This is a genomic window from Mesorhizobium sp. CNPSo 4684 (assembly GCF_057784315.1).
Genome location: NZ_JBWLUX010000039.1, coordinates 1 through 21,572, shown reverse-complemented (window position 1 = coordinate 21,572; position 21,572 = coordinate 1). Strand labels below are relative to the sequence as shown.

At 63.0% G+C, this 21,572-nt stretch carries 19 protein-coding genes; 11 read left to right on the top strand and 8 right to left on the bottom strand.

Features of this window, described 5'->3' with window-relative positions:
• The first annotated feature begins 33 nt into the window (after positions 1-33).
• Entirely contained in the window at positions 34-1,338 is a 1,305-nt protein-coding gene (locus AC04SG_RS28080) for a PRC-barrel domain-containing protein (RefSeq protein WP_488553708.1), read from the top strand.
• A 116-nt stretch (positions 1,339-1,454) separates the two neighbouring features.
• Here AC04SG_RS28080 and AC04SG_RS28075 read toward each other — a convergent pair whose 3' ends face one another.
• Positions 1,455-3,008: an alkaline phosphatase family protein gene (locus AC04SG_RS28075; RefSeq protein ID WP_488553707.1), complete on the bottom strand. Its 1,554-nt coding sequence runs from the start codon at positions 3,006-3,008 to the stop codon at positions 1,455-1,457.
• A gap of 220 nt (positions 3,009-3,228) precedes the next feature.
• Between AC04SG_RS28075 and AC04SG_RS28070 the strand changes: the two genes are divergently transcribed.
• The 4 genes from AC04SG_RS28070 to AC04SG_RS28055 all read left to right on the top strand — a co-directional run bounded on the left by AC04SG_RS28070 (position 3,229) and on the right by AC04SG_RS28055 (position 6,428).
• Positions 3,229-4,161: a VOC family protein gene (locus AC04SG_RS28070; protein ID WP_488553706.1), complete on the top strand. Its 933-nt coding sequence runs from the start codon at positions 3,229-3,231 to the stop codon at positions 4,159-4,161.
• Positions 4,162-4,165: 4 nt separating this feature from the next.
• Positions 4,166-4,798, top strand: coding sequence for an alpha/beta hydrolase (locus AC04SG_RS28065; RefSeq protein WP_488553705.1), 633 nt, complete (start codon positions 4,166-4,168; stop codon positions 4,796-4,798).
• On the top strand, positions 4,791-5,090 hold the full coding sequence (locus tag AC04SG_RS28060) for a GNAT family N-acetyltransferase (RefSeq protein ID WP_192259367.1): 300 nt from the start codon (positions 4,791-4,793) through the stop codon (positions 5,088-5,090). The genes AC04SG_RS28065 and AC04SG_RS28060 overlap by 8 nt, the downstream gene beginning before the upstream one ends.
• A 279-nt stretch (positions 5,091-5,369) precedes the next feature.
• Positions 5,370-6,428, top strand: coding sequence for a dipeptidase (locus tag AC04SG_RS28055; RefSeq protein ID WP_488553704.1), 1,059 nt, complete (start codon positions 5,370-5,372; stop codon positions 6,426-6,428).
• On the opposite strand, the gene AC04SG_RS28050 is transcribed toward AC04SG_RS28055, so the two are convergent.
• From AC04SG_RS28050 to AC04SG_RS28035, 4 genes are read right to left on the bottom strand one after another with little or no spacing between them, the layout of a single operon-like run.
• Positions 6,425-6,673 carry a hypothetical protein gene (locus AC04SG_RS28050; RefSeq protein WP_488553703.1) on the bottom strand — a complete coding sequence of 83 codons (249 nt, stop codon included), beginning with the start codon at positions 6,671-6,673 and terminating at the stop codon, positions 6,425-6,427. The two genes, AC04SG_RS28055 and AC04SG_RS28050, sit on opposite strands and share 4 nt — an antisense overlap.
• Positions 6,674-6,675: 2 nt before the next feature.
• Complete coding sequence (locus AC04SG_RS28045; RefSeq protein ID WP_488553702.1) at positions 6,676-7,911, bottom strand: aminomethyl transferase family protein; 1,236 nt, start codon at positions 7,909-7,911, stop codon at positions 6,676-6,678.
• Positions 7,912-7,963: 52 nt separating this feature from the next.
• Positions 7,964-9,529: a phytoene desaturase family protein gene (locus AC04SG_RS28040; RefSeq protein ID WP_488553701.1), complete on the bottom strand. Its 1,566-nt coding sequence runs from the start codon at positions 9,527-9,529 to the stop codon at positions 7,964-7,966.
• Positions 9,516-11,135, bottom strand: coding sequence for a phytoene desaturase family protein (locus AC04SG_RS28035; RefSeq protein ID WP_488553700.1), 1,620 nt, complete (start codon positions 11,133-11,135; stop codon positions 9,516-9,518). The genes AC04SG_RS28040 and AC04SG_RS28035 overlap by 14 nt, the downstream gene beginning before the upstream one ends.
• Positions 11,136-11,389: 254 nt before the next feature.
• Here AC04SG_RS28035 and AC04SG_RS28030 point away from each other — a divergent pair, with 254 nt between their 5' ends.
• The 5 genes from AC04SG_RS28030 (at position 11,390) to AC04SG_RS28010 (ending at position 16,735) form a co-directional block, all read left to right on the top strand.
• Positions 11,390-12,190: a class I SAM-dependent methyltransferase gene (locus AC04SG_RS28030; protein ID WP_488553699.1), complete on the top strand. Its 801-nt coding sequence runs from the start codon at positions 11,390-11,392 to the stop codon at positions 12,188-12,190.
• A 27-nt stretch (positions 12,191-12,217) separates the two neighbouring features.
• Positions 12,218-12,883: a transcriptional regulator BetI gene (gene betI / locus AC04SG_RS28025; RefSeq protein ID WP_112559488.1), complete on the top strand. Its 666-nt coding sequence runs from the start codon at positions 12,218-12,220 to the stop codon at positions 12,881-12,883.
• A gap of 55 nt (positions 12,884-12,938) precedes the next feature.
• Positions 12,939-14,021 (top strand): ABC transporter substrate-binding protein, encoded by a 1,083-nt coding sequence (locus tag AC04SG_RS28020; RefSeq protein WP_488553698.1) that lies wholly within the window; start codon positions 12,939-12,941, stop codon positions 14,019-14,021.
• Positions 14,022-14,351: 330 nt separating this feature from the next.
• Positions 14,352-15,428 carry an extracellular solute-binding protein gene (locus tag AC04SG_RS28015; protein WP_488553697.1) on the top strand — a complete coding sequence of 359 codons (1,077 nt, stop codon included), beginning with the start codon at positions 14,352-14,354 and terminating at the stop codon, positions 15,426-15,428.
• Positions 15,425-16,735 carry a flavin monoamine oxidase family protein gene (locus AC04SG_RS28010; RefSeq protein WP_488553696.1) on the top strand — a complete coding sequence of 437 codons (1,311 nt, stop codon included), beginning with the start codon at positions 15,425-15,427 and terminating at the stop codon, positions 16,733-16,735. The genes AC04SG_RS28015 and AC04SG_RS28010 overlap by 4 nt, the downstream gene beginning before the upstream one ends.
• Here AC04SG_RS28010 and AC04SG_RS28005 read toward each other — a convergent pair.
• From AC04SG_RS28005 to AC04SG_RS27995, 3 genes are read right to left on the bottom strand one after another with little or no spacing between them, the layout of a single operon-like run.
• Complete coding sequence (locus AC04SG_RS28005; RefSeq protein ID WP_488553695.1) at positions 16,699-17,772, bottom strand: ABC transporter ATP-binding protein; 1,074 nt, start codon at positions 17,770-17,772, stop codon at positions 16,699-16,701. The two genes, AC04SG_RS28010 and AC04SG_RS28005, sit on opposite strands and share 37 nt — an antisense overlap.
• Before the next feature lie 52 nt (positions 17,773-17,824).
• Positions 17,825-18,649: an ABC transporter permease gene (locus AC04SG_RS28000; protein WP_488553694.1), complete on the bottom strand. Its 825-nt coding sequence runs from the start codon at positions 18,647-18,649 to the stop codon at positions 17,825-17,827.
• Positions 18,646-19,563 (bottom strand): ABC transporter permease, encoded by a 918-nt coding sequence (locus AC04SG_RS27995; RefSeq protein WP_488553693.1) that lies wholly within the window; start codon positions 19,561-19,563, stop codon positions 18,646-18,648. Before AC04SG_RS27995 ends, AC04SG_RS28000 begins: the two co-directional genes overlap by 4 nt.
• A gap of 314 nt (positions 19,564-19,877) precedes the next feature.
• On the opposite strand from AC04SG_RS27995, the gene AC04SG_RS27990 reads away from it, so the two are divergent.
• Positions 19,878-21,290 carry an aminotransferase gene (locus AC04SG_RS27990; RefSeq protein ID WP_488553692.1) on the top strand — a complete coding sequence of 471 codons (1,413 nt, stop codon included), beginning with the start codon at positions 19,878-19,880 and terminating at the stop codon, positions 21,288-21,290.
• Positions 21,291-21,572 lie beyond the last annotated feature (282 nt).

Sequence of the window (21,572 nt, the reverse complement as noted above, 5' to 3'; positions counted from 1 at the left end):
CGGCGCGCACGATCAGGCAAGAGGAGACTTATCATGATCCGCACTCTTTTCGCGACGACCGCGCTTGCAACGCTGATTGCCACCGGCGCGTTTGCGCAGTCAACGACGGCCCCGGCGACAAGCCCGGCGCCGGCTGAAGCCCCCGCCACCATTGCTCCGGCGCCGCAGCAGGCCGCTGGCGCCTTGATGACCAATATCATCGGCGAATCCGTCTATAACGGCACCGCTGATGACGCGCAGAAGATCGGCGATGTCAGCGACGTCGTCTTCGATGAAAACGGCCAGGCGAAATCCGCCGTTATCGGCGTCGGCGGCTTCCTCGGAATAGGCAGCAAGAACGTCGCCTTCGACTACGGCAAGTTGCAATGGGTCGAGAGGAATGGTGACCGCTGGCTCGTCGCCGAGACGACGAAAGAAGCGCTGACGGCGCTGCCCGACTTCGACCGTAAGCCTTACGATCCGGCCCCGGCGCCTGCTTCCACGGCGCAGAGCGACCCGCAAAAGCCGGTTGATCTCAACGCCGCGCCGTCGGAACCGGCGGTGAAACGCGCCGACGGCAATCTCGCTACCAACATCATCGGCGAGAACGTCTACAATGGCACTGGCGACGACGCCCAGAATATCGGCGACGTCAACGACATCGTGCTGACCAAGGAGGGCAAGGCGCAATCACTGGTGATTGGCGTCGGTGGCTTCCTCGGCCTGGGTGAAAAGAATGTCACCTATGATTTCGCCAAGGCCGAGTGGGCGGAGAAAAACGGCGATCGCTGGCTGGTGGCGCACACCACGAAGGAGGAACTGCAGGCACAGCCTGATTTCGACCGCAAGCCCTATGATCCGGCGCCGGTGACGACAACGTCCGACGCAACGTCGCCGACCGCTCCCGCTACCCCGACGGTCGTCGCACCGGCTGACAATGCTCAGCCAGCGGACAAGACCGCCGAGGCTCCCGCTGGTACAAAAGCCACCGACCCGACGCAGACCGCAGCCATCGACAAATCGACGCTGACCGAAATGCCAGTCGGCGAGATCAGGGGCGACGATCTGAAAGGCACGACCGTCTATGGCGCAAACGACGTCAAGGTCGGCGAGATCGGCGACGTTGTGCTGGCACCCGACAGCAAGCCGGATGCGGTGATCGTCGATGTCGGCGGCTTCCTCGGCATTGGCGCAAAGGAGGTCGCGATCGGCATGGACAAGCTCAAATTCATGACCGACAAGGACGGCAAGAAGTATCTCTACACCAACTTCACCAAGGAGCAGCTTCAGGCGCAGGCTGCCTACGACAAGGGCAGCTACGCCGAGAAGCGGGATGAGCAGCGGTTGATGATGCAGTAGCGGTAGGCAGTAGGCAGTAGGCAGTAGGCAGTAGCGGTAGGCAGTAGGCAGTAGGCAGTAGGCAGTAGGCAGTAGGCAGTAGGCTAGTCGGTCGAGGCCGTTCTATTCCCTACTGCCTAAGCCCTACTGCCTCCTACATACCCAACCACCCCATCCTCGGTCAGCTCTGCCAGCGCCAGCGACTGGTCGAGATGTTCGGCGCGCCAGGCAAGCAGACGCTCGGCAAATTCGAGCCGCGCGGCGAGGTAGGTGGGGTCGGCGGCAACATTGGCCAACTCGCCCGGATCCTTTTTCAGGTCGAACAGCAACGGCGGCAGGCCGCCGCCGAAGTGCACGTATTTGAAGTCTTCCGTGCGGATGACGGCGAGGTTGCACTGACGCGAGGCGATGCCGAAGTGCCGCTCGGCTTCCCCCTCGGCAATGGAGCGGAAATCGAACTCCCAATGCGCGGCGTCGCGCCAATCCTTGGGCGGTTTACCTTCCAGGAACGGTTTCAGCGAGCGGCCGTCGAGATGCGGCTGGGCGTCGGCATCCAGCAGATCGAGCAAGGTCGGGAAGATGTCGACGGCCTCGGTGAAGCGATCGACGGTCGAGCCCGCCGCCTCGCCGCAGCGCGGGTCGCGGACGATCAGCGGGATGTGATAGCTGCCGTCAAAGAAACCGCCTTTGCCGAGCATGAAATGGTCGCCCATCATCTCTGCGTGGTCCGATGTCAGGATGATGATCGTGTCGTCCCAGGCTCCCGCCGTCTTGATCGCCTGCCAGATGCGGCCAAGCTGCGCGTCGACCTCCGAGATCATGCCATAATAGATCGCGCGGATGGCACGGATGTTGTCGTCCCCCCAGTCGCGCACCTTGCCGTCAGTGCCGGGGCGGAAGTTCTTACGCTTTTGCCGGCCGAGATCGTAGGCCAGATAGGGATGGCTTTCCGCCTCCGCCTGCCAGCTTTCGCCACGAGGGAAGGCCGGGCCGTCCGTGGGATCATACAGCGTGTTGTAAGGTTCGGGCACGATGAAGGGCGGATGCGGGCTGATGAAGGACACATGCGCGAACCAGGGCACATCCTGTTCGCCCAGCCAGCGGATGAATTCGCCGGCGAGGAAAGCCGTCGGTGTCTCGTCCCTGGAATAGACCGGCAGCGCGTTGGTCACACCGTCGCTTGCTTCCTCGCCGAGGGGGCGATGGATGCCGGGAGAGCCGGCGCTGGTGTCGAGCCCGCGCGCCGTCAGCCATGACAACCACGGTTTCTGATGCTCGGGCAGGAACTGGCGCACGCTGAAGCCGGGCAGCACGCCCTCGTAGGTTTTCAGCCGGGGATCGTCCGGCGCCAACGTGCGCGGATCGGACGAGACGTCGGTGTAGCCGAACAGCGTCGGATCGTAACCGAGGGCGCGGGCCGAAAGCGCGATGTTGCCGTGGCGGGCGTCGAGCGGCGTGCCGTTGCGGCAGACGCGGTTGTTCATCTGGTAGAGGCCGGTGTAGAGGCAAGCGCGGGCCGGCGAGCAGGGCGCCGCACCGCCGTAATGTCGCTTGAAAAGGACACCCTCGGCGGCCAGCGCGTCGGCGTTCGGTGTCTTCACCGTGGGATGGCCGGGAGCCGACAGGCAATCGCCGCGCCACTGGTCGCAGGAGATCAGGAGGATGTTCGGACGTCTGCTTTTCGCGGCCAATAGCTGTATCCTGTCACGTCGGGAAGACGCTCAATGAACCGGATTCTGGCGGCGGCGCAAGACCGTCGGCTTTACGGAATGGTGAACGAAATTTTTCTACTGTTCACGATTGGGATACAGTCCATTCTGAGTTTGCCGCCTTTGCCTGCGCCGGGCGGCCCCTCATATAGGCGTGGACAGCGGCGAGGACCGCACAAACACCAAGGGAAGGAGCAAGACAATGCTCGACCAGATCAAGGGCTTGCATCACGTTACGGCAATGGCCGGCGATGCGCGTCAGAACAATGATTTCTTCACTCACAAGCTCGGCCTGCGCCGGGTCAAGAAAACCGTCAACTTCGACGCGCCCGATGTCTATCACCTCTATTATGGCGACGAGCGCGGCACGCCGGGCTCGGTGATGACCTATTTTCCGTTTCCAGACATTTCGAGGGGCCGCCACGGCGTCGGGGAGGTCGGCACCACAGCCTACTCCGTGCCGGCGGGCACGCTAGGCTATTGGGAAAAGCGCTTTGCCGATGAAGGCGTTACGGGTGTCTCACGCGAGGAGACATTCGGCGAGAAGCGGCTTGCCTTCGCCGGTCCCGATGGCGATGGCTTCGCGCTGGTTGAAGACAAGGCCGACAGCCGCGCGCCGTGGTTGAAGGGCGGTGTTCCCGCCGACGAAGCGATCCGCGGCTTTCATTCGGTGTCGCTGCGCCTCAAGGATGGCGGCGCCACGGAGGAGCTGTTGAAGTTCATGGGTTACGAGGAGGTCGACAAATCAGGCAATGTCAGCCGTCTCGCCATCAAGAACGGCAACGGGGCCGATGTCGTCGACATCGAATCGCTGCCGACGGCTGGCTTCGCCAATCTCGGCGCCGGCTCTGTCCATCATGTCGCCTTCGCCGTGGAGAACCGCGCCAAGCAGCTCGAAGTGCGCAAGGCGCTGATCGATACGGGCTATGGCGTGACGCCGGTGATCGACCGCGACTATTTCTGGGCGATCTACTTCCGCACGCCGGGCGGTGTGTTGTTCGAAGTGGCCACCAATGAGCCGGGTTTCGACCGCGACGAGGACACCGCCCATCTCGGCGAGGCGCTGAAATTGCCGACGCAGCACCAGCATCTCAGGCCCTATCTCGAAGAACATCTGCAGAAGCTGGAAGGCTGAGACAATGAGCAAGGACGCTTACATTCATAAGGCGCTGCCGGGTTCGCCCGGCGGTCCGCTGCTCTTCGTCTTCCACGGCACCGGAGCCGACGAGAATCAGCTGCTGTCGCTGGGGCGCGACCTTGCGCCCCAGGCGACCATCGTGTCGCCGCGCGGCGATGTCGCTGAATATGGTGCTGCCCGCTTCTTCCGCCGCACCGGCGAGGGTGTCTACGACATGGACGACCTTGGCCGGGCGACCGCAAAGATGGCCGGCTTCATCAAGGCGCAGGTGGAAGCGGCAAAGCCGTCTTCCGTGCTCGGCCTCGGCTATTCCAACGGCGCCAACATACTGGCTTCCGTGATGTTCGCTGCGCCGGATCTGTTCGATGCGGCAGTGCTGATGCATCCGCTGATTCCGTTCGAACCTGAGGTGAAAGGCAGCCTTGCCGGCCGTCGTATTCTGGTGACCGCCGGCAAGCGCGACCCGATCTGCCCGCCCAATCTGACGTCGCGGCTGGAAGCCTATTTGCGCGCCGATGGCGCCGATGTCACAGTGGAATGGCACGATGGCGGCCACGAGGTGCAGCCGAACGAGATCGAAGCGGCAAGGCGGCTTTTCGCTGGCGCGCCGGTTGAAGGAGCAAGCAATGCCTGACCAATTGCCTGAAATCGAACTGGAGGACCGCGGCTCGAAGGGCCGTTATGTCCTGCGTGGGCCGGGCGGCGCCGAGGCGGAGATGACCTTCACCAAGGTCGGCGAGCACCAGATCATCATCGACCACACCGAAGTGCCGGACGTGTTTCGCGGCCAGGGCGCCGGGCTTCGGCTCGTCACCCGCGCCGTCGAGGATGCGCGCGCAGCGGGCAAGAAAATCATCCCGCTTTGCCCCTTCGCCAATGCCCAGTTCCGCCGCCATCCGGAATGGGCCGATGTGCTGAAGCAATAGACCTCTTCCCCTTCTCCCCCTGTGGGAGAAGGTGGATCGGCGCGCAGCGCCGAGACGGTTGAGGGGTGTTGGACGGATCGCCGTCAATGCCAAGCTGGAGCACCCCTCATCCGACCGAGCTTCGCTCGGCCACCTTCTCCCACAGGGGAGAAGGGTAACCCAGCCGCTCAGCCACAAGAGCGAACACGTCTCTGGCATTTGCGCAGGTCGGCCTTCTTGCCTAAGTACACAGTTCGCTGCGGTTCGTCCGCTCCTGCCAACTGACCGAATGGCTTCCTGATGACCGAATCCGATCTCGTCCCCGTCTTCGACGGCCACAACGACACGCTGCTGAGACTTTACCAGTCGAAGGACACCGACGTCGAAAAGCTGTTCGTCGAGGGAACGCAGGGCGGTCACATCGACTTGCCGCGCGCCAGGAAGGGCGGCTTTGCAGGCGGCATGTTCGCGATCTTCCCGCCACCGGTTGAGAAAAGCAAACGCTCTGCGGTGCCGCCGGCGCCGAGCGACAACGAGCCGCTGCCGCCGGAATTGCCGCGCGCTGACGCGCTGACGTCCACCATTGGCATGGCTTCGATCCTGTTTCGGCTGGAGCGGGCGGGAGCGCTGACCGTCTGCCGCAGCGCCAGTGACATTAGCGCGGCGATGGCGAAAGATTCGATCGCGGCGGTGTTCCACATCGAAGGCGTCGAGGCGATAGACCCCGAGCTCACGCTGCTCGACGTGCTCTATGAAGCCGGCCTGCGCTCGCTCGGCATCGTCTGGAGCCGTCCCAACGCCTTCGGCCATGGCGTGCCGTTCCGCTTTCCCTCATCGCCCGACACCGGACCGGGACTGACCGATGCCGGCAAGGCGCTGGTCAAGGCCTGCAATCAGCTGAAGATCATGATCGACCTGTCGCATCTCAACGAAAAAGGCTTTCGCGATGTCGCCGCGCTCAGCGACGCGCCGCTGGTCGCCACCCATTCGAATGTGCATGCGCTCTGCACCCATTCGCGCAATTTGACCGACTGGCAGCTCGGCGCCATCCGCGAGACCGGCGGCATGGTCGGGCTCAACTTCGCCACCGGCTTCCTGCGCGAAGACGGCCGGATGAACTCGGACACCAGCCTCGACATCATGGTGCGCCATGTCGATTCGCTGCTGCAGGCGCTGGGCGAGGACGGCGTCGGTCTCGGCTCGGATTTTGATGGCGCCATGATCCCGGCGGTCATCGGCGACGTCGCCGGCTTGCCGAAGCTGATCGATGCGCTGGCCGCGCGCGGTTTCGGCCGGACGCTGATCGAGAAGATTGCCTATCGCAATTGGTTGAGCGTGCTGGAAAGGACGATCGGCTAGGCGCCCATGCGCTTCAGCCAGTCCTGGCCGGTGCCGCGATCCCTGATGATGGGCAGCGGGTTCTCCGAATCCAGCCGCGCGCAGATGCGGTAGACCTCGAGCGTCTCGGCGCTCATTTCGCCGCGCTTGTAGAAGTACATGGCGGCGGCGTAGCGCGTGCGGCCCGACCATTTTTCGCCGAGCGGCGTGTTGACCAGTTGCCACTGTTCGGCGGCTTCCGCCTCATCATCAGGTTCGTCGACCATGGTCAGAAATCCGCCGGCGGATTGGCGGTGCGGCGGTCGAGTTTTATGAAGGGACGCGCCACCACCTTGGCCCGCTTCATCAGCTTCTGGTACTGCAGTTCGCGCATGGCGTAGATCTCGACCCAGAGGTCTTCCACCATCGTATCACCGTAGGGCCGCGTAAGCGAAGCGATGGCGATGTTGCGCTTGGCCATCGGCGACCACATGGCGGCGCTGACCAGGCCTACCTCCTGGCTTTTCTTGTGATAGACGATGGCGTGTTCGGCCGGGATGTTGCCTTCGATCTCCAGCCCGACCAGCACATGGCGCAGCTTGCGTCTGGCGCGGGCTTCGAGGATGGCGCGGCGGCCGTTGAAATGACCCTTTTCCAGATCGACCATGAAGCCGAGGCCGATCTCATCCGGCATGCGCAAACGGTCGGCGCGAATGGCATGTTCGGCGGTGGTGAAATCGGCATTGGCGACGATCAGCCCTGCCTCGAGGCGGGCGCGGTTGAGCGCGGTATAGCCGATGGCGCGGATGCCTCGCAGTTCGCCTGCGGTCATCAGCCGGTCCCACAGACTCAGCGCATTTTCAGCCGGTACGAACAGTTCGTAGCCGAGATCGCCGGTGAAGCCGGTACGCGAGATCGTTACCGCGCCGCCATCATACGGGAACTCGGCGAGGTCGAATATCTTAAGCTTTTCGACGCCGGCAAAGCCGGCATCGCGCAGCACGGCGAAGGCGGTTGGTCCTTGCAGGGCGAGACCGGCAACGCTTTCGGTCTCTTCCTTGACCGCCACATCGAAGCCAATGGCGCTGTCGAGCAGCCAGGGCAAATGCCGCTCCTGCGAGCACAGGCGGAAACGCGTGGGCGACAGCCTGAACAGCGTGCCGTCGTCGAGCACGAAACCCTCGTCATCGCACCAGGCGGTGTAGTGGACGCGGCCGGGCTTCAGCATCGTCACATCGCGCAGCGTGACGCGATCGAGAAAGGCTTCGGCATCCGGGCCCTCGACGCGGTATTTCGTCATCGGCGAAATGTCGAACAAAGCTGCCTGGCTGCGAATGGCGAAATATTCGAGCTCTTCGTCCCACAGCGAATGCGGGGCGCGGTAGCCGGCCCAGTTGTACCAGTCCTGTGTCCTGGCCAGTGCATCGATGCGTGGCTGGAACGGCGTGCCGAGACGCAGGGTCCGGAAATGACCCTGCGCGGCGGTGCGGGCTTTTGACGGTTTGATGGTGGGTTGATGGTTCATGACGGCGATCCTTCGCCGTAGAGCGCGCCGTTTGTGATTTGCAAAATCATGCTCACCCCTTCATCGCGATGATGCGCTTCGCGGCGTTCAAGCCCGGCGCACCTGAAACACCGCCACCCGGATGCGAGCCGGCGCCGGCCAAGAACAGCCCTTCGACCGGCGTGTCGTAGCCCGACCAGCCGGAGACCGGTCGCGACATCAGCATCTGATCGGCCTGCAATTCGCCGTGGTGCCAATGGCCGCCCGGCATGCGGCAATGGGCTTCGATATCGGCCGGTGTCAAAAGCTCGGCGTGCAGCACAGATTTGCCGATGCCTGGCGCGTAGGTCTCAAGCTGCGTCATGATCGCCTTCAGGAATTTCGGCTTACCGGCGTCCCAGCCCTCTTTCAGCGCGTAAGGCGCGTATTGCACCACCGCCGAGAGCACGCAGGCGCCGGCAGGTGCGAGCGATGGATCGGAGAGCGAGGGCAAAGTGATTTCCATCACCGGTTCGGCAGAGGATTCGCCGTATTTCGACGGGTTGAAGGCGCGTTCGACATGGTCGGGCGAAGGCGCGATGACCAGCCGGCCCTTGTGGCCAGCGGCGTCGACGCCTGAAAACTGCGGCGGCCGGTCGAGCGCCAGATGGAGCTTCGCCGCATCGCCCTTCATGCGGATGTTTTTTACCTTGCGCACGAAGCCGGTGTCGATCTCGCGCGGCCCGACGAGGTCGAGCATGGTGGTGGCGGGATTGATGGCGGAGACGATGGTTCTGGCGTGCAGCATCTCGCCGCTGTCCAGCGCGACGCCGACGGCGCGACCTTTCTCGACGATGATCCTGGCCACGGGTGCCGCCGTGCGGATGGTGACGCCGGCTTTCTCCGCCGCAGACCTTATGGCGGTGACGACCGTGCCCATGCCGCCTTTTGGCAACATCTGCGCGCCGGCCGCACCGCCGGTCTCGCCGGCCAGCCTATAGTAGAGGCCGAGCAGCGAGGTCGGCGATCGCGGGCCGAGATGGCTGCCCAGCGTGGCGTCGAAGGCAAGCAGGCCCTTCAGCCTGGTGTCGGCAAGCTGCTCATCGAGCAGGTCGGCGACGTTCATCAGGAGAACACGCAGGAAGTCGCGCATGTCTTCCTTGCCGAGTTTTTTCAACGCCAGAGCGGTCTGGCCGAGCGCCGCGGTCTCCTTGAGCGACATGCCGGCGAGATCGGGCGGGCGGCGGGAGAGGAATGGTTTCAATATGCCGGCATAGCGGAGCAACTGCGCGCGCAATTCCTTCCAGGCGGATTGCTCGGACGGAGTGGAGCCGCTCAGCACTTCGCCATAGGCGCCATGCAAGACCAGCGGTGGGCGATCCTTCGACAAGGCAACGGACGGCATGAAGTCGCCGCGCGCGATTTGCAGCCCGTGCTTTTCCAACTCCAGTGTCTTCACCACATCGGGGTGCAGGCGGTTGAGCACATGGGCGATCGAGGAGACGCGGAAGCCCGGCGCGAAGTCTTCGGTGCGTGCCGCGCCGCCGACATCGACGGCGGCTTCCAGCACTAATACCTTGCGGCCGGCCTTCGCCAGCGTGGCGGCAGCGACAAGGCCGTTATGGCCGCCGCCAATGACGATTGCATCAAATGACGTCATGGGCCGGGCTCATATGCGAGGTCGATTTGGCGAGGTCGCGAAGGATCTCGGCTGCCGCATTGCGGCCGGGTGCGCCCATGACGCCGCCGCCGGGATGGGTCGAGGAGCCGCACATATAGAGCCCGCCGACCGGCGAGCGGTATTGTGCGTAGCCCGGCACCGGACGGTTGAACAGCAACTGGTCGAAGGTCAGTTCGCCCTGAAAGATGTTGCCTTCGGTGAGGCCGACCTCGGCCTCGATCTCGCGCGGCGTGCGCACCTCCATGTGGACGATGCGGTCGCGGAAACCCGGCGAGTATTCGGCGATCTGCGCAATCACGCTTTCAGCGAAACCGTCGCGGTCGGCATCGGTCCAGTCACGACCGTTCACCTTGGGCGGCGCATATTGCACGAAGCAACTCATGAAGTGCTTGCCAGGCGGCGCCATCGTCGGGTCGAGCGTCGTCGGGATGACCATGTCGAGGAACGGGTCGGCCGACCAGCGCCCGGCCTTCCAGTCGTCATAGGCGCGTTCCATGCGTTCCATCGAATCGGTGAAATGCATGTCGCCGCGATAGACCGGCGAATCCTTCGGCAGCGCCGGGAATTCGGGCAGCGAATCCAGCGCAATGTTGACCTTGCCGGACGAGCCGCGGATCTTGAAATTCCTGACCCGGCGCAGGAAGATGTCGGGCAGTTCCTTTTCCTCGACCAGTTTCAGGAAGGTGCGTTTGACGTCGGCGTTGGAGACGACGAGCTTGCCGTAAATCTCCTCGCCGCCAGCCAGCACCACGCCCTTCGCCTTGCCCCTGCCGACCAGCACATGGTCGACCTCGGCGCCGGTGCGGATGGTGCCGCCGCTCGCCTTGAACGAGGCGGCGAGCGCCTTGGTGACGGCGCCCATGCCGCCGCGTGCATAGCCCCAGGCGCCGACCGAACCGTCGACCTCGCCCATATAGTGGTGCAGCAGCACATAGGCCGTGCCGGGTGACATCGGCCCGAGCGCGGTGCCGATGATGCCGGACAGAGCGAAGTTCGCCTTGATGACGTCGGTCTCGAAATATTCATCGAGGAATTCCGAGATCGACATGGTCCAGAAGCGCAGCGTCAGCGCCATTTCCTCGGCCGACAGGCCGGCGAATTTCTTGCCGAGATAGAGAAGTTCGCCGAGGTCGCGTGGCCGAAAACTGGTCGGGTCAGGGGCGGTGCGCATCAGCAGCGGCTGGATGAAGCGGCACTGCCGCGTCACGTCGCGCGAATAGCGATCGTAGGCTTCGGCGTCGCGCTTGGAGAAGCGGGCGAATTCGCGCCGGTGGGCATCATGGTCGCGGTAGTTGGCGAGGTAGTCGCCGTCGCGGGTGAATACGGCGCCGCCTTCGTAGGAGATGACCTGCAGGCCGAAGCGCGGCAGTTCGAGGTCGCGCATGATCTCGGGACGAAACAGCGAGCAGACATAGGAGCAGTTGGAGTAGAGGAAACCCGGCGTCAGCTCGCGGCTGGTGGCGGCGCCGCCGACCCAGTCGTTCTTCTCCACCACCAGCACGTCGAGCCCAGCGCGCTGCAGGTAGCAGGCGTTGACCAGGCCATTGTGTCCGCCGCCGATGATGATCGCATCCCAAGCTTTCATTCTGCCTCAGTCTTCTCTCTTTTTCGCAATTCCGGACGGAAAACCGCTCACACTTTTCTTGGAATTGCGTAGGCGATCCGCTGTTCATTTTTGCGTGGTCTGTTCCCGAATGCGCGGAATTTGGCATGGCAGCCGGTATTTTGTCCAGCCATACTGAATGAATGTTCAACAAATGGTCTTGCGTTTTCTCTGGTATGCGCTACGTTTTGCCGGCAATCGAACGTGTTGAATTCGGCTGACGGGACCGAGGTTCGATGATCGAAGCGGCAGATGCCGAGCCGGAATATGACGATACCGCCATCCGCTTCCTCGAGGCGCTGTGGGGCGAGGGTTATCTGTCGCCGGGCGGACCTGATGAGGTCGACCGAGTCGTCGAGGGGCTGTCGCTGAGCGGCAAGACCATCCTCGATATTGGCTGCGGCTCAGGCGGCATCGCGTTGCATCTGGTCGAGCGCCACGGCGCTGCCCATGCCACCGGCTTCGACATCGAGCGCCCGGTGATCGAGGCGGCCAGGAAGCGCGCCGCGGCGCGCGAGCTCTCAGACCGCGCAAGCTTCATTCAGGCGCCGCCGGGGCCGCTGCCTTTTGCCGACGCTTCGTTCGATGTCGTCTTCTCCAAGGATGCGCTGTTGCATGTGCCCGACAAGGACGCGCTGTTTGCCGAGATTTTCCGCGTCCTGAAACAGGGCGGCGTCTTTGCCGCCTCCGACTGGTTGATCGGCCATGACGGCGAACCGTCACCTGACATGAAGGCCTATGTCGCGGCTGAGGGCCTGTCCTTCGCCATGGCGTCGCCGGCGCGCTATGCGCAGGCGATGCAGCGCGCCGGCTTTGCCGATGTGGTCGTTAAGGACCGCAATCCCTGGTATCGCGAGGTCGCGCAAGGCGAGCTGGAAAGGCTGAAAGGCCCGCTCTACGTGATCGTGGCGGCCGCGGTTGGGGCCGCCTATGTCGACAAGAACATACGGACCTGGGAAGCCATGCAGAAGGTGCTTGACAGTGGCGAGCACCGTCCCACTCATCTTCGCGGGTGGAAGCCGGCTATGGTGGGATAGCCGGCAATGTGGAGCATGACGGCACCGATGAAAGCTGCAGCGCGCGAAGAGCGATCCTCCGACACGTCTGGAAAAACCGAACCGGAAAAACGCGGCCGCAAGGCGTCGAAGGAGGTCAGGCAGCAGCAACTAATCGAGGCGACCATCGATTCGCTGGCCAAGCGCGGCTATGCGGAGACAACAATGGCCGATGTCGCCGATGGCGCCGGCCTGTCGCGCGGCATCGTCAACTTTCATTTCGAGAGCAAGGAAAAGCTGCTGATCGCCACGCTGCAGTATATGTATGACGAGTATTCGGCACATTGGCGTGCTGCCCTGCAGAAAGCCGGTGATGATCCCGCCCGCCAATTGCAGGTGCTGGTTTGGGCCGACTTCGACCGCTCGATCTGCAACAAGCGCAAGCTCGCCGCCTGGCTCGCCTTCTGGGGCGAGGCCAAGTCGCGGCCGGTCTATCAGGCGCTGAGCAGTTCCCGCGACGCGTATTACCAGCAGGTCTTCATCGATCTCTGTGCGACGCTCAAAGAGAGCGGCGGCTATGGCTATGAGCCGCAGGTGATGGCGCTGGCGCTGTCGGCCATGCTGGAAGGCTTGTGGCTGCGGCTGATGATGGGAACCGAAGACACCACGCGCGAGACTGCGCTGCAAGCCGCGAACGCGTTCCTCGCGGCGGCCTTCCCCAAGCACTACGGATAACCAGAAGCCGGCCAGTCGAGCCGGCGACGCAACGACAAGAGAGGATGGAACAGCAATGAAAAGACTAACCAGACGTCTGACGCTGACATTGGCGCTGACGGCAACGCTTGCGGCTTCGGCCGCAGCGCTCGCGGTTGCCGCCGACAAGGACCTGATCGTGTTCGACTGGTCCGGCTATGAGGATCCGAGCTTCCACCCGAAATATGTCGAGAAGAACGGCGACTCGCCGACCTTCGCTTTTTTCGGCGATGAGGACGAAGCTTTCGAGAAGGTGCGCTCCGGCTTCAAGGCCGATCTTGGCCATCCCTGTTCGCAGAGCGTGACAAAGTGGCGTGAGGCAGGCCTGTTGCAGCCGCTCGACACGTCGAAGATTGCCGGCTGGAAGGACCTCAATCCCGGCATCATGGCGATGAAGAATCTGGCCACCACATCGGATGGCAAGGCTTGGTTCATGCCCTGGGACTGGGGTAACACCCAGCTCACCTACAACTCCGACAAGATCGACGCGAAGGATGTGCAATCGCTAAAGGCCTTCGCCGATCCCAAGTTCAAGGGCCGGGTCTCGATCGGCGACAATGTCGACGACGCCTATGCGCTGGCCAGCCTTGCCATCGGGCTGAAAGACTGGACCAAGATGACGGATGACCAGTTCAAGCAGGCTTCCGACTTCCTGCGGCAGGTGCACAAGAATGTCCGTTCCTATTGGGCCGACACCACCGATATCGTGCAGCTCCTCTCCGGCGGCGAGGTTGACCTGGCCTGGGCGTGGAACGACGCGACGGTCCAGTCCGTGGCGGCCGGCGTGCCGATCAAGTCCAGCAAGGACACGGATGAAGGCATTTCGACCTGGGTCTGTGGCTATGTGCTGTTCAAGGACGCGCCCGACAACATCGACAAAGCCTATGACTATCTGAACGCCGTCAACGATCCGGAGACGGCCAAGGTGCTGGTCAAGGACTGGGGCTATGGCCAGGCCAACGCCAAGGGCATGGCCGGTGTCGACCAGGCGATCCTGAAGGAAAAGGGCTATGACGACGTGCAGAAATTCGTCGACAAGACGCTGTTCCAGTCGCCCCTGCCGTCCGACCTCAAGCTCAAGATGATCGCCGAATTCGAGAAGATCAAAGCGGGGTATTGAGCTGGGCTGGTGCGTTTGATGCAGGTGCGTTAGGCCAGATATTGAATGCTCGTTTTCTTTTCCGAGCGTTTGTGCTGCCCCTCACCTGCCTGCCGGCATCCTCTCCCCGTATAGTGACGGGGAGAGGGGTGCTGTCATCGATGATTTCGCCAATCTCCAGCGTTGCAAGAAATAGTGCCGAGGATGCGGCCAGCCCTTTCTCCCCGTCGCTATACGGGGAGAAATGTCCGGCAGGACAATGAGGGGCGGCGCCGGCTTTTGCAGGCTCGCCAAAACCGGGGAATTCTCCTAACCTCGCCTGAGATCCTTGCGACGGGGGAGTTTCGCACCATGAATTCCATGCTTCGCCGCCTTGCCCTTGCCGCTGTCCTAACAGTGGGCGCCGGCACCGTGCTGGCTTATGCCGAGGGTGGTGGCGACCTCGTCGTGTTCGACTGGTCGGGCTATGAGGATCCGCTGCTGCATCCCGACTACACCGCCAAATACGGCGCCGAGCCGACCTTCGCTTTCTTCGGCGACGAGGACGAAGCCTTCGAGAAGATGCGGGCCGGCTTCAAGGCCGACATCGCCCACCCCTGCTCGCAAAGCGTGGCCAAATGGAGCGCGGCCGGCATTCTACAGCCGCTCGACACCTCCAGGATCACCGGCTGGAAGGACCTCAATCCCGGCATCATGGCGATGAAGGATCTTGCCGTCACCGCCGACGGCAAGGCCTGGTTCATGCCGTTCGACTGGGGCAACACCTCGCTGCTCTATCGCACCGACAAGGTGACGGCTGAGGAGGCGCAATCACTGAGGATTTTTGCCGATCCTAAATTCAAGGGCCGCGTCACCATCGGCGACAATGTCGACGATGCCTATGCGCTGGCGAGCCTGGTCGTCGGCCTCAAGGACTGGACCAAGATGACCGACGCGCAGTTCCAGGAGGCGTCCGCCTTCCTGCGCGACGTGCACAAGAATGTCCGCTTCTACTGGACCGACGATACCGATCTCAACCAGGCCTTTACGGGCAACGAGGTCGACCTCGTCTGGGGCTGGAACGAGACCTTCGTGACGCTCAAGGGCCAAGGCATGCCGATCGCCATGAACCGCGACACCAAGGAAGGCATCTCGACCTGGGTGTGCGGCTATGTGCTGATGAAGGATGCGCCGGGCAAGCTCGACCAGGCCTATGATTTCCTGAGCGCGGTCAACGCGCATGCCGTGTCCGACTATCTGGTCAAGACCTTCGGTTACGGTCACGGCAACAGCGCTGGCATGGCGGCGATCGACCATCAGGTGCTGACCGACCGCGGCTTCGACAATCTCGACAAGTTCCTCGACAAGACGCTGTTCCAGCAACCGGTGCCGCCCGAGCTCAAGCAGCGCATGGTCACGGAATTCGAGAAGATCAAGGCCGGCTATTGAGCGACAAGACCGAAAGAACCGACGTCGTCATCGTCGGCGCCGGTTTCACCGGGCTGTCGGCCGCGCTTGTGCTGAAGCAAGCCGGCATCGATGTCGTGCTGCTCGAAGCGCGCGACCGTGTCGGCGGCAGGGTCGAAGCGGTTCGCAACGGGCTTGGCGAACGGATCGACAGCGGCGGTCAGTTTTTCTGCGAAGACATGCCGGAGGTGACGGCGCTGGCGGCGGCCCGCGGCAAGGCCTTCGTCGAGACCTATGTGGATGGCGATTTCATCACTCATCCGTCACTGTCGGTCGAACAGGCCGAGCGGACCTATTACGGCGCGATGGCGATCCGCGAGCGCATGAATGCGATCGAGCCGGACGACCCTGCGATCGCCGGCATGAGCGTTGCCACCTGGCTTGAACATCAGCCTGATCCCACTGACGCCAAGACGGCTTTCCGGTCGATGATCGAAGGCCTGTGGTGCCTGGCGATGGACAGAGTGCCGCTGTGGCACCTGATCGACAATGACCGCCGCATCACCAACGAGGTGCCGGAATTGCAATATTCGCTGCTCGATACCATGCAGTCGCTGGCCGAGGATCTGGCCGGCGATCTCGGTGGCCGGGTGCGGTTGAACGAACCGGTCACGCGCATCGAGCACGCGCCGCATGGCGTTCGTGTCGTCTCGGCCGGTAGCGTCATGGAGGCGCGAAAAGTGCTGGTCGCGCTTCCGCCGGCAACGGCCGCGAAGCTCGATTTCGCGCCGGCCTTGCCGTCGGTCATCGAGAAGGCGCTTGGCGTCTGGGAAAGCGGCGCGGTGATCAAGATCCTGGTGCGCTATCCCAAGCCGTTCTGGCGGGATCGCGATCTGTGCGGCATGGTGATGTGGCGAGATTTGCCGGGCTTGTTCGCCTGTGACGCCAGCAAGGATATCGACCACGCCGCGCTCGTCGTCTTCGTCGGCGGCCCGTTGGCACTGCGCTGGCGCCCACTCGACGATGCTGCGATGCGCGCGGAAGTAACGGCAAGGCTGGTGAGCGCCCTTGGTCCGGACGCGGCCGACATTATCGATTTCAGCCAGCGCGACTGGATCCAAGACCGCTGGAGCGGCGGCGCCTACAGCGACCTCATTGTCGATGTGACGGCACGGGATGCCGAGCGCACGATCCTTGCCGGCGCGGCTCCTGTCCATTTCGCATCGTCGGAACTGTCGCCGTCCTTTCCGGGCTATGTCGAAGGTGCGATCGTGATGGGGCGCATCGCTGCCAAAGAGATCGCAACCGAGCTTCAGTCCGCCATAGCCACCAAAGCCTCGGGATCGTAAGCAAGGCGGATTGAGGTGCCGACCGGGATATCATCGGCACCGAAATCATTGGTCTCGGTCACCGACAGCGGCTTTTCCAATCCGGGTATCTCGACGATCAGATGGGTGATCTCGCCAAAATAATGGCGCTCGACCACCTTGCCGGCGACCTCGAATTTGGCGGTCGCATTGTCCCACAGCACACGCAGGCGCTCCGGCCTGATGCCGAGCGTGGCGCGGCCGCCATTGCGCACGAAGGCCTTCGGCTTGTCGGTCCTGACGCGACCGAAGCCCAGCGTGTCGACGACCAGCGAGGCGGCGTTCTCCTCGACAATCTCAGCCTTGACGAAATTCATCCCGCCGAGGAAGTCGGCGACCTGGCGGTTGACCGGCCGCTGGTAGATTTCCTTGGGCGAGGCGACCTGGGCGATCTTGCCCCCGAACATCACCGCGATGCGGTCGGACATTGCGAGCGCCTCATACTGGTCGTGGGTGACGAGCACGAAGGTGATGCCGACCGCCTGCTGCAGCCGGCGCAGCTCGACCTGCATCTGCTCGCGCAGCTTCTTGTCCAGCGCCGACAGCGGCTCGTCGAGCAGCAGCACCTTGGGCCGCATCACCAGCGCGCGGGCGAGCGCCACGCGCTGACGCTGGCCGCCGGAAAGCTCGGTGGCGAGGCGCTTGCCGAGTCCAGTCAGCGACACCTGCGCCAGCGCCTCCTCCACGCGGCGCTTTTCCTCAACCGCACCCAGCTTCAGCCGTTTCAGCCCATAGGCGACGTTCTGCTCGACATTGAGATGCGGGAAGATGGCATAGCTCTGGAACACCATGTTGGTCGGCCGGCGGTTGGCCGGGATGCCTTCCATCGACTGGCCGCCGACCGAGATCGAACCGCTGGTCGGGTTGTCGAAACCGGCAATCATGCGCAGCAGCGTTGTCTTGCCGCAGCCGGAGGGGCCGAGCAACGAAAAGAACTCGCCTTCCCGGATGGTCAGTGTCGCGTCGTCGAGCGCCTTGAAGGCGCCGTAGCTGCGGGTGACGCTGCGGATATCGATCATAGCACGCTCGGACTTTGTTCGATCCTTTTGGGGCCGTTCGGCCTGGATTGGCTCAGGCATAGAGGCCTCCCTCGTTCTGGGTGCGCCTGGCCGCACGGTGGCGCAGGACTTCTGCAACGGTCATCAAGACAAAGGAGGCAACCAAGAGCAGCGTGCCCAGCGCCAGAACGCCCGGCAGCTTGGCGGCGAAGCGCAACTGGCCCCAGATATAGATCGGCAGCGTCGTCTCGGTTCCGGTCAGGAAGAAGGCAATGACGAACTCGTCGAGCGAGATGGTGAAGCAGACGAGCAGGCTGGAAATGATCGCCGGCGCCACCATCGGCAGCGTCACCCGACGGAAGGTGCCGAAGGCGCTTTCGCCGAGATCGGCGGAGGCCTCTTCAAGGCTGCGGTCGAAGCCCTCGAAGCCTGCGGTCAGCACCGTCATCGAATAGGGAATACAGATCAGGACATGGCCGAGCACGACGGTGAACAGCGACAGGCTGAGGCCCAGTTGCAGCATGACCAGCAGCATGGAGATGGCGAGGATGATTTCCGGCAGCACCAGCGGCGCCATGATCAGGCCGTTGATGGTGCGGCGGCCGGGATAGCGGTAGCGGGTGATGGAACGAGCGGCGAGGATACCGAGCAGCGTCGCCAGCACCGATGCCGAGACACCGACGATCAGGCTGTTCCAGGCGGCATCAAGCAGTGCCGGCGTCTTGGGCAGGTCTTCGTACCATTTCAGCGTATAGCCGGTGAGGGGAAACTTCGGCGTCGGCGCGGTGTTGATCGAGAAGATCGGGAGGAAGATCACGGGCAGATAGAGAAAGACGATGTAGAGGAAGGCGTAGGCGGTCAGCCAGCCGCCGGCAAGGAGGCGCCGCATCGCCGTCATCGCGCCAGCCTCTGAATGGCGCGGATGATGAGCACCGTGGCGCCCGCCATCATCGACACGACCAGCATGGTGGTGACCGAAAGTGCCGCGCCGAGCGGCCAGTTGGCGGCCTTGCCGAACTGCGCCTGGATGGCATTGGCGATCATCACGCCGTCCTTGCCGCCGACCAGCTTCGGCGTGACGTAATCGCCGACCGTCGGGATCATGACGATGAGTGCCGCCGAAATGACGCCCGGCGCCGACAGCGGCAGCGTCACCCGCAGGAAGGAGCGCAGCGGGTCGTCGCCGAGATCGGTGGCTGCCTCGACCAGCGTGCGGTCGACCTTCTCCAGCGAGACGAAGATCGGCAGGATGGCGAAGGCCGCCCAGGCATGAGTCAGCGTGATGATGACGGCGCTGGAATTGTAGAGCAGTGCTGTCGACGGCTCGTCGATGATGCCGAGGCCCATCAGGCCGGAATTGAGCACGCCATTATAGCCGAGGATCACCTTCCACGACATCACGCGCAGCAGATAGCTGGTCCAGAACGGGATGGTGATCAGGAACAGCCACAGGCTCTTGTGGCGGCCGCCATGGAACGAGATGAAATAGGCGATGGGATAGGCGAGGATGACGGTGAAGAAGCTTACCGTCAGCGAGATGTAGAGCGAGCGCCAGAGGAGATCGCGATAGATCGGCTCGGTCAGCGCGATGCGGTAGTTTTCCAGCGTGAAAGTGTGGTCGATGGTGAGGTAGTGTTGCGTCCAGAACGAATGGGCGAGCACCACCAGGATCGGCAGCACAAGCAGGATCAAAGCGTAGACGAAGGTCGGGCTGATCAGGGCAAAGCCCTGGACGGATTCGGACTGCAGAAGGGCGTTTCGCCTGGCCCGCGTCATGCCGAATACGGGCGACCCCTCGGCAGCCGCTGTCATTGCAGCGCTCCGGGCGTGATCTCGGTTGCCGGCTTGTGTCCCGCCATGATGCTCCCATTGACCGGGCCGGCTGCCTGTTCCCCAATTTTTGCGGAGCGCGATCGAACCAAAGCCTATGACCGCTTTTGCTGGCCGCGCTCCAAGCTTGCCGGCTTTCTTTCATCATGAGCGCATCCGTGGATTGAAATCAAGCGCTATTTCTGCAATATTGATTGAACGGACATTCAAAATGAAGTGAAGAAAGCCCACTTTTCAACGCTTGGCGCTTCGTTTCGTGTCCGGCGAAAATTACGCTCCAGACCTGCGAGGCAATGATGGCGGCTGCAAGAGACCTAAGAGCGATGGAGATGGCTGGTGACGACGATGCGGTAGAGCTCGCCAAGCGCCATCTTGTCCAGCCCTGGCCTTATGCCGGCTCGGTCGGCAATGAAGCACGTGCGCTGATCGGCGAAGGCGACGGCATCTACATCACCGATGTGACAGGCAAGCGGCTGATCGACGGACCGGCCGGCATGTGGTGCATCAATGTCGGCCACCGCCGCGAGGAACTGGCCAAGGTGATGTACGACCAGGCGATGATGCTGTCCTACAACACGCCCTGGTACACGATGAATGCGCCCTCGGCCGAACTCGCCAAGCGCATTGCCGATCATGCGCCGGGCGATCTCAGCCATACCTTCTTCACCACCGGCGGTTCGTCGGCTGTGGAGACGGCGCTGCGTTTCATGCAGTTCTACAACAATGTGCGCGGACGGCCGGAAAAGAAGCTGATCCTCAGCCGCGGCGGCGCCTATCACGGCTCGACCTATCTGTCGGCCTCGCTCAATGGCCGGCCGCGCGACCGCGACTGGATGGACGGCGCCGACGATCTGGTGGTCAAACTGTCCTCGCCCGACCCGTTCCGGCGGCCGAAAGGCATTGATATCGCCGCCTTCACCGACTTCCTGGTCGATCAGTTCCGCGACACGGTCGCCCGCGTCGGGCCTGAGAAGATCGGCGCTTTCGTCGGCGAGCCGGTCCAGGCATCGGGTGGCGTCGTCGTGCCGCCGGATGGCTATCTCAAGCGCATCCGCGAGATCTGTGGGGACAATGACATCCTCTATATCTCCGACGAGGTGGTGACCGGCTTCGGCCGGCTTGGCCATGTCTTTGCCTCCGGCGATGCGTTCGGCATCGACCCCGACATGATCACCTTCGCCAAGGGCGTCACCTCAGGCTACTTCCCGCTCGGCGGCGTCATCATCTCGGAGCGGCTGCTTCAGGAAATGCGCCGCTCCAACCATCCCGACGCGCTGTTCGGCCATGGCCTGACCTACACAAGCCATCCGATCGGCTGCGCGGTGGCGCTGAAGAACCTCGATATCCTCGAAGACAGCGTGCTTGCCCACACGCGCGAGGTCGCGCCCTATTTCCAGGCGCGGCTGAAGACGCTCGAGGAACTGCCGCTGGTCGGCGAAGTCCGCGGCATGGGGCTGATGGGCTGCGTCGAATGCGTCGCCGACCGCGAAAGCAAGGACCCGCTGCAGCTCGACAAGGATGTCGGCAAACGCATCGACGCGCACTGCCATGAACTCGGCCTTTTGGTGCGGCCGCTGATCAATATGTGCGTGATGTCGCCGCCGCTGATCATTACGCGCGCGCAGATCGACGACATGGTGGCGATCCTGCGCGAAGGCATTTCGCGGACCATGGATGATCTGAGGAAAGAAGGGGTCTGGCAGGGGTGAAGGAGCTAATCTCCCTCCTTGAGGGGGAGATGTCGCCGAAGGCGACAGAGGGGGTCGGTTCGACCGGGCTCGGCCTGCTGCGGCAGAAGGAGGTTAGCGCTCCACGCGCGGCGACCCCCTCTGGCCTGCCGGCCATCTCCCCCTCGAGGGCAGGGCTATCGCATATGAGTAAAGAGGTCATAGAAGAAGTCTTTGCTCCAGTTTGCCCTTCGCATCTTGCTGGCGATAGGTTTGTCGAGCGGATGGGCAGCCAAGATGTTTTGCGCGAGCCTTCGGATGACA